We start from the raw sequence: 13,919 nt of genomic DNA on the forward strand, positions 1-13,919 counted from the left end.
CAGTAATGTTCAGCTAAATGCGTTAAAAATAAGTCCTTTTCTACTCTCCGAATATTTGAAAAACGGCTTGTAATGGCTTAAGGAAAAATAATGTCGGACTTTTTGCCGTTCTCCCGCCCGGCGATGGGCACGGAAGAGCTCGCAGCCGTTAAGACCGAACTGGACCCAGGTTGGATAACAACCGGCCCTGAAAATCAGGGACTGGAAGCGGAATTTTGTCGGCTAACAGGCAACCAATATGCCGTTGCCGTAAGTTCTGCCACCTCCGGTATGCATATCGCTTTGATGCCGCTGAACATTGGTGAAGGCGACGAAATCATTACGCCGTCGATGACATGGGTTTCTACGCTAAATATGATCGTTTTACTCAGCGCGAACGCCGTAATGGTCGACGTCGATCGCGATACGCTGATGGTCACACCTGAACACATCGAAGCCGTCATTACGCCGCGAACAAAAGCAATCATCCCCTTACATTACGCTGGCGCGCCTGCCGATCTGGACGCTATTCACGCTCTTGGCGATTATAGCATTACTGTGATTGAAGACGCGGCGCACACGACAGGAACCGGGTACAAAGGTCACCACATTGGCGCCCGGGGCACCGCGATTTTCTCCTTCCACGCCATTAAAAACATTACCTGCGCAGAAGGCGGCATCGTTGTCACGGTTAACCCACAATTTGCGGATAAACTGCACAGTATCAAGTTTCACGGACTTGGCGTTGATGCCTGGTATCATCATGTGTGGCAGACTCATTGCGGCCACCGGAGCATTCGCCAGCTTGAAGAAGATATCGCGCGCGGCATAACGGCGCTTCAGGCTATTATCGGAAAACCTGTCACCTGCTCAGCCTCAGCCAAGTGGCGAGGGGATAGGCGCATTGTTCGTGCGAAAGAACCGTTCAACTTGCGGTATAACAGCGATTGCCGTAGAAGCGCCTTATTCCGTCCGGGATTGATTCCGGGCCAGGCAGGGACGCCGCAAATCCCCGTAACCTTACCAACGTGGGATAAGATTATCGGCCCCGCCGTTCAGGCGCAGGCGTTCAATGCCTGGATTATCTCCCACATGTTGCAGGACAAAGGCACGCCGGTATACACCATCCATGCGGAAGTCGAAGAGATTGTCCATCAGCCGCTGTTTGAAGATTTGCTCGTTCGCGCACGCGACACGGGGATCACCTTTTGTCCTCTGGGCGAACTGCTGCCGACATCGCCAGGAATTCTGCCGTTGGGGCAAATTGTACGTAGACACATCCCGGGTCGTGACGGTTGGCTGGAGGGCCAGCAGACAGTGAGCGCCTCATGATGAAACCGATACGTTATTATCTGGCTTTCGCCGCGTTTATCGCTCTTTACTATATTATTCCTGTCAACTTCCGCCTACTCTGGCAGCCGGATGAAACACGCTATGCCGAAATAAGTCGGGAGATGCTGGCATCTGGCGACTGGATCGTACCGCATTTTCTGGGATTACGTTATTTTGAAAAACCGATAGCGGGTTACTGGCTAAACAGTCTGGGTCAGTGGCTTTTTGGCGCCACCAATTTTGGCGTGCGAGCTGGCGCTATTTTGACGACATTGCTGGCCGCTGCGCTGGTGGCATGGCTGACGCTCCGCTTATGGCGGGATAAACGCACCGCGTTGCTCGCCTCCGTTATCTTTCTATCACTCTTTGCCGTTTACAGCATCGGGACGTATGCGGCGCTTGATCCAATGATCGCGCTTTGGCTTACGGCCGGTATGTGCTGTTTCTGGCAGGGAATGCAGGCCATGACCCGAATGGGCAGGATTGGGATGTTTTTGCTACTGGGCGCCATCTGTGGACTGGGGGTGCTAACCAAAGGCTTCCTCGCCTTGGCCGTACCGGTGATAAGCGTGCTGCCATGGGTCATTGTCCAGAAACGCTGGAAAGAATTTTTGCTTTACGGCTGGCTGGCGGTACTGAGCTGCCTGATGGTTGTCGTTCCTTGGGCAATCGCCATTGCCCGACGCGAAGCCGATTTCTGGCATTACTTTTTCTGGGTGGAGCATATTCAGCGATTCGCCATGAGCGATGCCCGGCATAAAGCCCCCTTCTGGTACTATCTGCCAGTGCTGCTCGTGGGAAGTTTACCGTGGCTGGGGTTACTGCCTGGCGCGCTTAAACTGGGCTGGCGCGAGCGAAACGGCGCATTTTATTTGCTCGGATGGACGATCATGCCGCTTCTCTTTTTCAGCATTGCGAAAGGGAAACTGCCCACCTATATCCTGTCCTGTTTCGCACCGATAGCAATATTAATGGCGCGCTTCGTCCTGCATAACGTGAAAGAAGGCGTCTTCGCGCTACGTGTCAACGGTGGGATCAACCTGGCGTTCGGGTTAATCGGGATCGTCGCGGCGTTTGTCGTCTCCTCATGGGGGCCGCTGACATCGCCGGTGTGGACGCATATCGAAACCTATAAAGTTTTTTGCGTCTGGGGCGTCTTTACTGTTTGGGCGTTTGTGGGCTGGTATAGCCTCTGTAATAGCCAAAAGTACATGTTGCCAGCGTTTTGTCCTCTGGGGCTGGCGCTGTTATTCGGCTTTTCCGTCCCCGACAGAGTCATGGAATCCAAACAGCCGCAGTTTTTTGTCGACATGACCCGGGTGCCGTTGGCATCAAGCCGCTATATTCTTACCGACAGCGTCGGCGTCGCCGCCGGGCTGGCCTGGAGCCTGAAACGGGACGATATTATGCTCTATGGTTACACAGGCGAACTCAGGTATGGTCTTAGCTACCCCGATGTCCATGATAAATTCGTTAAAGCCAACGATTTCAACGCCTGGCTCAATCAGCATCGTCAGAGGGGCATTATTACATTGGTACTCTCAATAGCCAAAGATGAAGACATTAGCGCTCTTGCCATTCCTCCTGCGAGCAATATTGATTATCAAGGGCGTCTGGTGTTAATTCAGTATCAGCCTAACTGATCGGCGTAGCTCTGGTGCTCGCCAGGCTGTTCAGCGTCGGCAGTCAGCTCTGTCAGAAGCACGCGACACGGCCATTGACGGCGAGCGGACGCCGCCACCTGATGCTGTGTCTGGGGTTAGTGCTGATATGCATGGGCGCGGCGATAGTGCTGTAGCTGCTGGTGCTGACTTGGCGTCGGATTGATTATCTGCGGTATTATCATCCTGGGAAGCGCAGCGTAATGGGCGTAATGTGGGGACTGATAAGCGTTGCGATTGCCTCCCTCGCCCAGTTGAGTCTGGGGTTCTCCATGATGCGACTGCCATCAATAGCGCATCCACTGGCGTTTATTGCCGGGCTGGGCGCCTTCACTACCGCGACCCTGGCGCTATTTGCCGGTTTGGCGGGATATCTGATTCCCGTCTCCTGCTGGCAGAAAACATTACACTCGCTCGCGTTAAGCAAAACCTATGCGCTGCTTAGTCTCAGCTACGTGCTTGTCAGGGTTGTTACCCGCTCTGTAAGGCGCCTTCTGTCTAAAAGCGATGCTCGGCGTATTGTGCATTGTGCATTGTGGCGGGGATAATGCTGATTTTCCTGCCCGCCAGCTCATGATGGCTTGCGCGTCAACCGCTGCCATTCGTCGCAGGAATAACATCGAGCATTAATAATTTTTAGGATCTGGTGTTTTTCCCGATTGATACAATACTGCGCATCTTTTAAAGGCGACAGGATATCGCCGGGACTCAGTAAGATCATGGAGTTCGCCTCGGCTATCATCTTTAGCGATCCGCCGCTATCGCAAAGCACCAGAACATGGCGCGCCATTTTTTTGACGTAATGCGATTTCTTAACCAACCATTCCATAGCGCCCCCGTTTCAAGTTTATTGATCACAACACGTTACACATCAACGGGTAAACAAAACGGCAATAGCGATGGAATGGTTGTATATTAACCTGACATTAATTTTTACCGCTCTTACACACCCACTGCTGGAGCGCACGGCGAGATATTTTAATCCCTCCGTTTTTCAGTTCTGGCGGCAACGTCAACCAGCGCACCGGCTGCTGAAAACGCGCCAGCTTGTCGCTAACCCATTCAGCGAGGTTCACCTCTCCAGCCTGCGATACATACTCCACTACCGCAACGGGGCGATGACCAAACTCTTTATCCTCCACCGGCACGACGAAGGCTTGCTGCACCAGCGGGTGCGCGTTAATAATGCGTTCGACTTCCTCCGGCTGAATACCCTCGCCGCCGCTAAAGAACAGGTTATCCAACCGTCCGGCAATGGTGAGTCTGCCGTGATTCAGCGCGCCGCGATCGCGCGTAGCAAACCAGCCCTCGTCATTAACCAACGGGATCAGTTTGCCATCACGCCAATAGCCTTCCGCCATGCTGGCGGCGCGCAGCCAGACTTCATTATCGACGATTCTGACCTCTCTGCCGGGAAGCGGCGCGCCGACATCATCCGAACCATCGGCCTCTTTGGCGCATACCGTAGAAGCGAACTCCGTGAGTCCGTACCCGCACCAGCAACGAATCCCCTGCCTGCTGGCCTGGTTGGTTAGCTCAACCGGGATCACCGCGCCGCCGAGCAAAACGGCTTTCAGCGTCACCGCCGCCTGATTCGCCAGTAGCCGCCACAGTTGCGTCGGCACCAGAGAAGCATGAGTACATCCCGCCAGCATCTGCTCCAGCGGTTGCTTATCACGTACCGTCATTCGCGCCCCAGCGAAGAGCCAACGCCACATAATGCCCTGCCCGGAAACGTGGAACAGCGGCAGCGATAGCAGCCAGTCATCCTGGGGGCCAAACGGCATTAGCGAAAGCACTCCTTGCGCGCTGGCGAGATGTGCCCGGTATGTGTGTATGGCGGCTTTTGGCAATCCTGTGGAACCCGATGTCAGCGTCATGGAAACCAGACGCTGCGGTTGCCAGGCCACGGCATACGCTTCTGTACTTTTTCGCATCTGCAACGCGGCTAACCCGGAAAAGGCGTTTTCGCCTTCCAGTGTCAGTGCAAAACGCAGCGTTAACTCCGGCACCAGCGCCTCCAGCAATGTCTGGGGCAACTGCGGGTTGACGGGCAGAACCCGCGCGCCGCACTGCATCAGCGCAAGCCATGCCAATAGAGTGTGCGGATGATTCCAGGCGCGCAGCAGGACGCCGTCACTCTCCCGTACCCCCTGCGCGGCAAACCCGCCCGCCAGCACATCAATACGCTCACAGAGCGCGCGCCAGCTTAACACCTCATCATTCAGACGCAGCGCGGGCGCAGATCCGCGAAGCTGTCGCCAGTGGCGCCACGGCCAGTCAGTCAATGTCATAACAGCCGTTCCAGCTCATCACGATTCAGGCAGGGCAACGCGCTACCGGGCCAGGGGCGAACCTGTTGCGTCTGCATCAAATGCAAGGTATCCAGTCCAGGCAGCGTTCCCGGCGTCAACCAGGCGGCAATTCGCGCCAGTTGCGTCAGGCCGAGGCTCGACTCAATCGAAGAGCTGATGACCGCCGTTAGCCCCAGCGCATGGGCGGCTGCGACTTGCGCACGCACTTTATCAAGCGCTCCGGTCAGCATCGGTTTAATCACCACGGCGCTGACGCCCTCCTGTGCCTCGAAAACAAAGTCCGGCTCACGCAGGCTTTCATCCCAGGCAATCGCGATGCCGGTTTCACGGGCAAAGGCGCATGAATCATCACGCGTCTTACACGGCTCTTCCAGAAAAGCGATGCGGGGACGGTAGTCCGGGTTAACATACTTTGCGAACTGTTGGGCTTTCAGTGGCGTCCAGGCGCGGTTAGCATCCAGACGCAGATGTAAATCCGGGATCGCCTCCAGCAGCAAATTAACCACCATGCCGTCACGTACCGCTTCATAGAGACCGACTTTGACCTTGGCGATTTTCTCGCCGGGCATATCGGCAAGCCGCAGTACCAGATCGTCAGGATCGCCAGTACACAGCGGCGCAGCGCGATAGTCCGCCGCCGCCGGCAACACGCCGGTCAGTTCCGCCAGCGCGCAGCTTGCGCCAAACGCGACCGAAGGCATCTCCGGTAACGCGTCGCTTCTCTGAAGCCAGTCATTCACCCACGTTAACAGCGCTGTCTGCGCCTCTTCCCAGGTTTCCGAACTGAATCCCGGAAGCGGGGAAATTTCGCCCCACCCCTCACGCTCGCCGTCACGCAGACAGACGTACAGCCCGTCGCGAGTTTTTAACCGCCTGTCGCGCAGAACCACCCCCGCGTCCATGGGGATCTGCCAGCGGTATACCTGCGCGCTACGCATTATGGGTTCCGTTTGAATTTGCTGAAGTCAGGCTGACGTTTCTGGTTAAAGGCGTTACGGCCTTCCTGTCCTTCTTCCGTCATGTAGAACAGCATCGTGGCATTGCCTGCCAGCTCCTGCAGCCCCGCCTGACCATCGCAGTCGGCATTCAGCGCCGCTTTCAGGCAGCGCAGCGCCATCGGACTGTTTTGCAGCATTTCACGGCACCAGCGCACGGTCTCTTTTTCCAGATCCGCCAGGGGAACAACGGTGTTGACCAGCCCCATATCCAGCGCCTGTTTCGCGTCGTACTGACGGCACAGGAACCAGATCTCACGCGCTTTCTTCTGGCCAACAATACGCGCCATATACGAAGCGCCCCAGCCGCCGTCAAAAGAACCGACTTTCGGGCCAGTCTGACCGAAGATGGCATTTTCCGCCGCGATGGTCAGGTCGCACATCATGTGTAGCACATGACCGCCGCCGATGGAGTAACCCGCGACCATCGCGACAACCGGTTTTGGACAGGTGCGAATCTGGCGCTGGAAGTCCAGCACGTTCAGATGATGCACGCCGGAGTCATCCTGGTATCCGCCGTAATCGCCGCGCACCTTCTGGTCGCCGCCCGCACAAAACGCTTTATCGCCTTCGCCGGTCAGAATAATCACGCCCACGTTGTCGTCGTAACGGGCATCCGCCAGCGCCTGAATCATCTCTTTGACGGTCAACGGACGAAATGCATTGCGCACCTGCGGACGATTAATGGTGATTTTTGCAATACCGTCGGTGGATTTTTCATAACGAATGTCGGTGTAACCCTCCGAGCAGTCGTGCCATTCTACCGGTGCGTAAAGCATTGTTTCATCAGGATAGATCATAGTGTGTCCTTTAGTCAGAGACGCAGAATCTGAGCCAGACTGTCTACTACGCCAGCGGGATTTTCCCGATGCGCGTTGTGTCCGGCGTTACGAATGACATGGCATGTCGCCGCCACTTCCTGCGCCAGGGCGCGGAATTTGCTGTCGCGTTCGCCACATAAATAATAAAACGGAAATGTCAGCGCGTTGAGCGCCTCGCGTAAATCCGGCTGGGCGGCAAGCGATGTCGCCTCCAGCATCGCAGCCAGCGTTTCGCCGTTATTCTGGCTACGCAGCGCCGTCAGCGCCTGCCTTTGCTGCGCCGTCAGCGAGGTAAAAACCGACTGCTGATACCAGTCGTGAAAAACCGTACTCAATGGTTCACGACGAAAACGCTCTGCCCAGCGCCCGTCGGACAATCGTCTTTCAGCGCGCGCCTGTTCATTTTGCAGCCCCGGATGACCGCCTTCGACTACCAGGCCGCACAGTCCGGGTATTCCCTGGCAGGCCGCCATCATCGCCACCCGGCCGCCAAGAGAGTATCCCACCAGCCAAAATTTTAGTATGTTGTAACTAATTAAAGTAGCGCGCAATAATTGGAAGACATCGGCAAATCCGCCGACCGGGATAGCCGCCGATCCGCCATGTCCCGGTAAGTCAATATAGAGCCGCGAACAGGTGTGAAACTGCTCGCCGACCGGCTGCCACTCGCGGCAATCGCCAGAAAAACCGTGCAGGAAAACCAGCCAGGGCATCCCAGACTGTCCGGGCATTTTCTGCGCGTGCAACATCATAGATGGCTTACCTGCGCCAGAAGCTGCTGCAACGTCTGCGCGCCGTCCGTCTCATTTACCACCAGCTCAATCAGCGTCGTTGCCGGGGTTCGCCACGCGCTCGCAAGCGCCAGCTCCAGCTCTTCCCAGTTTTCCGGGCGATGATAGCGCAGGTTAAACATGGCGGCCGCATGGTCAAAATGGACGTTTTGCGGCATCAGATAAAAGCGCTCACGCTTGCTTTGCGGCGTCGGCAGCAGGGAGAAGATCTGTCCGCCATTATTGTTGACCACAATCAACACAAACGGCGCGGACACCTGGCGCAGCAACGCCAGCGCGTTAAGATCGTATAGCGCGGATAAATCGCCGACAATGGCAAGCGTCGATTTGGCGCTGGCGCGCTGCACGCCCGCCGCCGTGGAGAGCAGGCCGTCAATGCCGCTCGCCCCGCGATTGCTGTATACCGGATACCCGGCCGGCAACTGCGACAGCGCGTCGATCAGACGCACCACCAGACTATTGCCTACGAACAGTTGTCCCTGCTCCGGCAGATAGTCGCGGATACGGTGCGCCAGTTGCGCTTCGCCAAAGGTGTCGCGCTGCGCGACCACCCGTTGCCACGCCAGTTCCGCCAGACGCGGAATCTCCACACACCAAGGTTTACGTTTTTCCGCCGGATGCAGTTCCAGCCAGTCGGCGATTTTCGCCACCAGTCTGCGCCCACGATGGTGCGCCGGGTCCAGACGACCTTCAATATTGTCGATTACCCAGTACTCTTCCGGCTCGCAGGTCGCCTGCCATTGCAGTAAGCGTTTTCCGGTAAGGCTGCTGCCAAGCTGGACGACAATCTGCGCCTGTTGCAGTTCGGTCACCGCTTTGGCGTTGCCGAGCCACAGGTCGGCGCACGGCAGCGGCTGCCCGGTTTGCGACAATACGTCGCCAATTAATGGCCAGCCCAGAGTCTGCGCCCACTGCGCCACTTTTTTGCCCTCTTCCGCGCTCATACGCCCGGCTACAACGACGCCGCGTTTTTGTCGCCAGAAGAACCAGTCGCGCTGTTTGTCGCTTTCCCGTCGACGCGCTTCGCGCAGCCAGGGTTTTTCATCCTGCCACCAGTCGCCGAGACGCTGCTGCCAGACCAGACCGGTGTCATTCATATCGCCATACAGCGGTTCGGCAAAAGGACAGTTAATGTGCAGCGCCCCCGCATGGAGCATGGCAAGCGCATTGTCGATGGTCGACACCAGCCAGCGCGCCGGAATATCCTGCGTCGGACGCGGCAACGAGAGCGTTTGGGAGGGATGCGAGGCGAATATTCCCGCCTGGCGGATCGCCTGGTTGGCGCCACAGTCAATTAGCTCAGGCGGGCGATCGGCAGTAAGTAAAATGAGCTTCTCTCCCGTCAGACCCGCTTCAATTAGCGCCGGATAAAGGTTCGCCACGGCGGTGCCTGAGGTCACAATAACGGCAACAGGCTGTTTGCTGGCTTTCGCCAGCCCTAACGCCAGATGACCAAGCCCGCGCTCATCAAAGTGCGTATGGTGAATAAAAGCAGGATTCTCTGCCGCCGCCAATGTGAGTGGCGTGGAGCGGGAACCAGGGGCGATACAAACATGCCTGACGCCATGACGGGTTAAGGCTTCCAGGATGACCGCCGCCCAGCGCCGGTTAAATGCACTTACTGACATGAGTTTGTCCGGTATCAATCATTGGGACTAAGTATAAAGAGCTGCAAAAATGGATTATTGATATGGGTCGGGAATATGTGACTCATTACGCATCCATCTGCAATAAGGTACGTAACCCGGCCGCTTTATTATCTATTTCCTGCCATTCCTGCTCAGGGTCGGAGCCCCGGACGATCCCCGCGCCGGCATACAGTCGCACCACATTGGCCGTCACTTTGGCGGAACGTAACGTCACGCAAAACTCGCTTTGCCGCGTGGAGAGATAGCCAGCCGACCCGGCATACCATTCACGTTCGAACGGCTCATGTTGTTCTATAAAACAACGCGCGGGTTCACGAGGGATTCCGGCGACCGCCGCGGTAGGCTGTAACTGATGCAGGCAGAGCGTGTCGTCTGCCTGATTAAGCGCCGTCCAGATACAGCGTCGCAAATGCTGTACTTTACGTAGCCTGAGCACCTGCGGCGGCAGCACATCCAGCGAGTGGGTGCAATGTTGCAGTCGCTGGCAAATGTCTTCGACGACCAGAATATTTTCTCGCTGGTTTTTATCGTCTTTCATTAACCATTCACCAAGCTGCCAGGCTTTGTGGTTATCCGGATGGTTCGCCACCGTCCCGGCCAGCGCTTCAGTACGCAGCGCCGTTTCACGCCGCCGCCAGAGCCGCTCCGGAGATGATCCCAGAAAGGCGCTATCGGCGGAAAAGGCCATAAAAAAGTGGTAGCAGTTGAGATTTAAACGACGACTGGACGCCATCATCGCGGCGGCATTGACCGGACGGGAGAATTGTAAGTCGGTGGCCCGTGCCAGCACAACTTTATCAAACGCCTCTTGCGCAATGGCATGGGTGGCCTGCTGAATCAGTTTTACCCAACCGTCTTTATCCGGCCAATGCTGCTCGCCCGTTAGCGAGAGACGCAGCGCCGGAACAGGCTTAATGCCGACCAAAGAAGCAAGAAACGCTCTCGCCTGGCGCGCATCATCGCGTAGCGAAACGTCACTATGCAGATGTAAGCGTAAAGTCGCCGTACCACCGCTCCGCCGCCACTCCAGTCTCGGCAGCAATAAATAGCTCTCTTTCGGCTCAAACGCATTCAGCCCCCAAATACGCAGGTCGGGCTGCTGGTGCTGGCGTAAAAACCGTTGCGCCAGATCAAGCGATGAAAATACGGTGACTGCCCCAAGAACGGCAGCTTCTTCATCGCCATTGCGCTGCTGCCAGTAGAATTGGGGAAAGGATGACTGGCTGGCCAGCCAGCTCAATGCATCAAAGGCATCGTTTAACGGGAAAGGCGCCTCGAAAACGCAAAGACCTGGCGTCGCTGGTATCTCTTGCGATAGCTGACGCGTCAGATTTTCCAGCGCTGTAGTAATAGAATGCACGCGGACCCTCCCTGTTAAAAACCCCACATTATACGGGGTACTGCCCTAAAAAAGCAGTACCTCATTTAGGGAGGGTTGCGATTCTGTTCAGTTAGAGAGGATTTAGCGCCGCGCCAGCAGCAATCCAAGCACCAGTCCCACCGCCGCGCCTACGCCAATACCCTGCCAGGGCTTTTCATGAACGTAGTCATCCGCTTTGTAAACGGCCTGTTTTGCCCGGTAATAATAGCTATCCGATGCCTGGCTTACGCGATTTTTCACCTCTTCCAGAGCCTGTTCCGCGCGAGCTTTCAGTTCAATGTATTTTTGATCGGCGGGATCGCCTGAGGAACGTAAAACCTCTTCCAGCGTTTCGCTGAGCAAAGTCAGATCATCATCAACACGTGATTCACCAAATTGATATGACATTCTCATTCTCCGTTGTGTTAACACCTGCTCCTAACTATAGTCAACGGTTTCGGTTTATGCCTGATGAACCTCCCGCGCCATTCCCCGGTGCGGAATGCCGTCTTCGTCATAAACATCGGTGACCGGAATAAAACCAAACCGCGCATAAAAAGGTTGCAGATGCGCCTGCGCCCCCAGATATAGCGGCTTATCCGGCCAGTGCCGCCCACAAGATTCCAGCGTTTTCGCCATTAATTGCTGGCCCAGTTTCGCTCCTCGCCAGGCATCGCTGACGATCACCCGGCCAATGACAACCGGGTCTGATTCGTTATCGCTTTTCAGAATCCTCGCATACGCCACCAGCTCGTCGTGATGCCAGCCCAGAATATGGCGATTGTCGCCGACTAAATCATCGCCATCCACATCCAGGTAAGGACAGCGCTGTTCTACCACAAAAACCGCGCAGCGCAATTTGAGCAACGCGTAAAGTTGAGGAACGGTAAGTTCGCTATGATGGAGATCCTGCCAGTCAATCATGATGCGCTCCTGTGTTGTGGTAATCTTGGGCTAAACGATAACCAAACGTGTAAGGACAAGATGGAATTAATTTTTTTAGGTACGTCCGCAGGCGTTCCCACCCGTTCACGCAATGTAACGGCAATTTTATTACACCTGCAACATCCAACGCAGCCGGGAGTATGGCTTTTTGATTGCGGCGAAGGGACACAGCATCAAATGCTTAATACCGCGTTTCATCCCGGTAAGCTTGAGCGCATTTTTATCAGCCATCTTCACGGAGATCATCTGTTTGGCCTGCCGGGTCTGCTATGCAGCCGGTCGATGGCGGGGAATCCCCATCCGCTAACCGTATACGGACCTCAAGGCGTGCGTGAGTTTATTGCAACCACACTGCGTCTTAGCGGTTCATGGACCGATTTCCCGCTGCAAATTGAAGAAATCAGCGCCGGGGATATTCTTGACGACGGTCTGCGTAAAGTGACCGCGTTCAGGCTGGAGCATCCACTGGAGTGCTACGGATATCGCGTTGTTGAACATGACAAGCCTGGCGCGCTGAATGCCAGAGCGTTAAAAGCCGCAGGCGTTACGCCAGGTCCGCTGTTTCAGGCATTGAAGGCGGGGAAAACCGTCACGCTTGCCGATGGAAGGCAGATCAATGGCGCCGACTACCTTGCTCCCGCCGTGGCCGGGAAATCAGTGGCGATTTTCGGCGATACCGCGCCCTGCGAGGCCGCCCTCGCGCTGGCGCAAGGTGTGGATGTGATGGTACATGAAACCACGCTGGATGTGTCAATGGAGGAGAAAGCCAACGCTCGCGGACACAGCTCCACCCGTCAAACCGCGACGCTGGCGCGGGAGGCTGCCGTCGGTCGGCTGATCATGACCCATATTAGCTCACGCTATGATGATAAAGGCTGTCAGCGCTTACTGGCGGAATGCCGCGCTATTTTCCCGGCGACGGAACTGGCTTACGATTTTTCTGTTTTCCCGGTTTAGCGCTCCATTTTTTGTCCTCATTGCCGATAACACTAAAAAAGGCAGGCTTTCATAATGAGGTTAGGATGGATAATTTTCAGAAAGATATTGATGACAGGGCGAATTTAACCCTGTCAAACCGTTTTGAACTACTGTTATTCCGTCTTGGTACATCGCTGCATGAACAGAAGTCAGAGCTGTTCGGCATCAATGTATTTAAGCTGCGCGAAATCGTACCGATGCCTGCCTTTACGCGCCCGGCAGGCATGAAAGCGCCGCTATTGGGCATGGTTAATATTCGGGATCAGGTTATCCCGGTGATTGATTTGCCTGCGGTAGCTGGCTGCAAGCCGGAAACCGGGTTAAATATTTTGCTGATCACCGAATATGCGCGCAGTGTCCAGGCTTTTGCCGTCGAGTCGGTGGAAAATATTATGCGCCTTGACTGGAAGCAGGTGCATACCGCCGAGAAAGCCGTTAACGGCCGTTATATCACCAGCATCGCCTGTCTGGACGAAGACAAAGAGACCAATAATCTGGCGCTGGTGCTTGATGTCGAACAGATCCTTTATGATATTGTCCCCTCAAGCCACGATCTGCGCGCCACCAATCTGAAGACCAATAAATTTAATATTACCCCTGGCGCGGTAGCCATTGTGGCGGAAGATTCCAAAGTCGCCCGCGCGATGCTGGAAAAAGGGCTGAACGCGATGGAAATCCCGCATCAGATGCATGTGACAGGCAAGGATGCATGGGTGAAGATCCAGCAACTGGCGCAGGAAGCGGAGGCCGAAGGTAAGCCTATTAGCGAGAAAATCGCGTTGGTCCTGACGGATCTTGAGATGCCGGAGATGGATGGTTTTACGTTAACGCGTAAAATCAAAACCGATGAACGGCTGAAAAAGATCCCGGTCGTTATTCACTCTTCCCTTTCCGGCAGCGCCAACGAAGATCATGTGCGTAAAGTGAAGGCCGACGGCTACGTCGCAAAGTTTGAAATCAATGAACTCTCGTCAGTGATACAGGAAGTGATGGAACGCGCGGCGCAAAACATCAGCGGCCCGCTGGTAAGTCGGCAGTTGCTAAGTTAAATTCCGCTCGCTGAGATCGTAAATGCCGGATGGCGGCGCGAGCG

General features: G+C 55.6%; 13 protein-coding genes and 2 pseudogenes. 6 read left to right on the forward strand and 9 right to left on the reverse strand.

Annotation, left to right across the window (positions count from 1 at the left end; all coding sequences use genetic code 11):
* Positions 1–90: 90 nt before the first annotated feature.
* The 4 genes and pseudogenes from F4V61_RS07390 to F4V61_RS07405 all read left to right on the forward strand — a co-directional run bounded on the left by F4V61_RS07390 (position 91) and on the right by F4V61_RS07405 (position 3,549).
* Positions 91–1,311 carry a DegT/DnrJ/EryC1/StrS family aminotransferase gene (locus F4V61_RS07390; RefSeq protein WP_079798697.1) on the forward strand — a complete coding sequence of 407 codons (1,221 nt, stop codon included), beginning with the start codon at positions 91–93 and terminating at the stop codon, positions 1,309–1,311.
* The gene (arnT, locus tag F4V61_RS07395) at positions 1,308–2,954 is read left to right on the forward strand and encodes a lipid IV(A) 4-amino-4-deoxy-L-arabinosyltransferase (RefSeq protein WP_079903702.1); all 1,647 of its coding nucleotides are present in this window, start codon (positions 1,308–1,310) and stop codon (positions 2,952–2,954) included. The genes F4V61_RS07390 and arnT overlap by 4 nt, the downstream gene beginning before the upstream one ends.
* Positions 2,951–3,106: pseudogene (locus F4V61_RS07400) on the forward strand (4-amino-4-deoxy-L-arabinose-phospho-UDP flippase); the annotation flags it as partial. The gene arnT and the pseudogene F4V61_RS07400, both read left to right, overlap by 4 nt.
* Before the next feature lie 69 nt (positions 3,107–3,175).
* A pseudogene (locus tag F4V61_RS07405) lies at positions 3,176–3,549 on the forward strand (4-amino-4-deoxy-L-arabinose-phosphoundecaprenol flippase subunit ArnF).
* Here the strand turns inward: F4V61_RS07405 and pmrD are convergent.
* The 9 genes from pmrD to F4V61_RS07450 all read right to left on the reverse strand — a co-directional run bounded on the left by pmrD (position 3,544) and on the right by F4V61_RS07450 (position 11,827).
* A complete protein-coding gene (gene pmrD / locus F4V61_RS07410) occupies positions 3,544–3,801 on the reverse strand; it encodes a signal transduction protein PmrD (protein WP_000455128.1) in 258 nt (85 codons plus the stop codon). The pseudogene F4V61_RS07405 and the gene pmrD overlap by 6 nt on opposite strands.
* 97 nt (positions 3,802–3,898) lie before the next feature.
* Positions 3,899–5,266: an o-succinylbenzoate--CoA ligase gene (gene menE, locus F4V61_RS07415; RefSeq protein ID WP_080161007.1), complete on the reverse strand. Its 1,368-nt coding sequence runs from the start codon at positions 5,264–5,266 to the stop codon at positions 3,899–3,901.
* Positions 5,263–6,225, reverse strand: a complete 963-nt coding sequence (gene menC, locus F4V61_RS07420) for an o-succinylbenzoate synthase (RefSeq protein ID WP_001255572.1) — start codon at positions 6,223–6,225, stop codon at positions 5,263–5,265. Before menC ends, menE begins: the two co-directional genes overlap by 4 nt.
* On the reverse strand, positions 6,225–7,082 hold the full coding sequence (gene menB / locus F4V61_RS07425; protein WP_000640011.1) for a 1,4-dihydroxy-2-naphthoyl-CoA synthase: 858 nt from the start codon (positions 7,080–7,082) through the stop codon (positions 6,225–6,227). Before menB ends, menC begins: the two co-directional genes overlap by 1 nt.
* 14 nt (positions 7,083–7,096) lie before the next feature.
* Positions 7,097–7,855 carry a 2-succinyl-6-hydroxy-2,4-cyclohexadiene-1-carboxylate synthase gene (menH, locus tag F4V61_RS07430; protein ID WP_080161006.1) on the reverse strand — a complete coding sequence of 253 codons (759 nt, stop codon included), beginning with the start codon at positions 7,853–7,855 and terminating at the stop codon, positions 7,097–7,099.
* The gene (menD, locus tag F4V61_RS07435; RefSeq protein WP_000116375.1) at positions 7,852–9,522 is read right to left on the reverse strand and encodes a 2-succinyl-5-enolpyruvyl-6-hydroxy-3-cyclohexene-1-carboxylic-acid synthase; all 1,671 of its coding nucleotides are present in this window, start codon (positions 9,520–9,522) and stop codon (positions 7,852–7,854) included. Before menD ends, menH begins: the two co-directional genes overlap by 4 nt.
* An 85-nt stretch (positions 9,523–9,607) precedes the next feature.
* Complete coding sequence (gene menF, locus F4V61_RS07440; protein ID WP_000555681.1) at positions 9,608–10,903, reverse strand: isochorismate synthase MenF; 1,296 nt, start codon at positions 10,901–10,903, stop codon at positions 9,608–9,610.
* Positions 10,904–11,005: 102 nt separating this feature from the next.
* A complete protein-coding gene (gene elaB / locus F4V61_RS07445; RefSeq protein ID WP_000121716.1) occupies positions 11,006–11,311 on the reverse strand; it encodes a stress response protein ElaB in 306 nt (101 codons plus the stop codon).
* A 54-nt stretch (positions 11,312–11,365) separates the two neighbouring features.
* On the reverse strand, positions 11,366–11,827 hold the full coding sequence (locus tag F4V61_RS07450) for a GNAT family N-acetyltransferase (protein ID WP_000568151.1): 462 nt from the start codon (positions 11,825–11,827) through the stop codon (positions 11,366–11,368).
* 60 nt (positions 11,828–11,887) lie between these two features.
* Here F4V61_RS07450 and rbn point away from each other — a divergent pair, with 60 nt between their 5' ends.
* Both rbn and F4V61_RS07460 read left to right on the forward strand, forming a co-directional pair.
* A complete protein-coding gene (gene rbn, locus F4V61_RS07455; RefSeq protein WP_000419095.1) occupies positions 11,888–12,805 on the forward strand; it encodes a ribonuclease BN in 918 nt (305 codons plus the stop codon).
* A gap of 65 nt (positions 12,806–12,870) precedes the next feature.
* A complete protein-coding gene (locus F4V61_RS07460) occupies positions 12,871–13,875 on the forward strand; it encodes a chemotaxis protein (RefSeq protein ID WP_000368548.1) in 1,005 nt (334 codons plus the stop codon).
* Positions 13,876–13,919: the final 44 nt, after the last annotated feature.

It is taken from the genome of Salmonella enterica subsp. arizonae (assembly GCF_008692845.1).
Taxonomy (GTDB): domain Bacteria; phylum Pseudomonadota; class Gammaproteobacteria; order Enterobacterales; family Enterobacteriaceae; genus Salmonella; species Salmonella arizonae.

What these genes read in the sequence shown, in the direction of transcription:
- menH (WP_080161006.1), bottom strand. Translation starts at nt 7,855, where the DNA reads ATGATGTTGCACGCGCAGAAAATGCCCGGACAGTCTGGGATGCCCTGG.
- F4V61_RS07390 (WP_079798697.1), top strand. Translation starts at nt 91, where the DNA reads ATGTCGGACTTTTTGCCGTTCTCCCGCCCGGCGATGGGCACGGAAGAG.
- rbn (WP_000419095.1), top strand. Translation starts at nt 11,888, where the DNA reads ATGGAATTAATTTTTTTAGGTACGTCCGCAGGCGTTCCCACCCGTTCA.
- arnT (WP_079903702.1), top strand. Translation starts at nt 1,308, where the DNA reads ATGATGAAACCGATACGTTATTATCTGGCTTTCGCCGCGTTTATCGCT.
- elaB (WP_000121716.1), bottom strand. Translation starts at nt 11,311, where the DNA reads ATGTCATATCAATTTGGTGAATCACGTGTTGATGATGATCTGACTTTG.
- F4V61_RS07460 (WP_000368548.1), top strand. Translation starts at nt 12,871, where the DNA reads ATGGATAATTTTCAGAAAGATATTGATGACAGGGCGAATTTAACCCTG.
- menD (WP_000116375.1), bottom strand. Translation starts at nt 9,522, where the DNA reads ATGTCAGTAAGTGCATTTAACCGGCGCTGGGCGGCGGTCATCCTGGAA.
- F4V61_RS07450 (WP_000568151.1), bottom strand. Translation starts at nt 11,827, where the DNA reads ATGATTGACTGGCAGGATCTCCATCATAGCGAACTTACCGTTCCTCAA.
- menE (WP_080161007.1), bottom strand. Translation starts at nt 5,266, where the DNA reads ATGACATTGACTGACTGGCCGTGGCGCCACTGGCGACAGCTTCGCGGA.
- menC (WP_001255572.1), bottom strand. Translation starts at nt 6,225, where the DNA reads ATGCGTAGCGCGCAGGTATACCGCTGGCAGATCCCCATGGACGCGGGG.
- menB (WP_000640011.1), bottom strand. Translation starts at nt 7,082, where the DNA reads ATGATCTATCCTGATGAAACAATGCTTTACGCACCGGTAGAATGGCAC.
- pmrD (WP_000455128.1), bottom strand. Translation starts at nt 3,801, where the DNA reads ATGGAATGGTTGGTTAAGAAATCGCATTACGTCAAAAAAATGGCGCGC.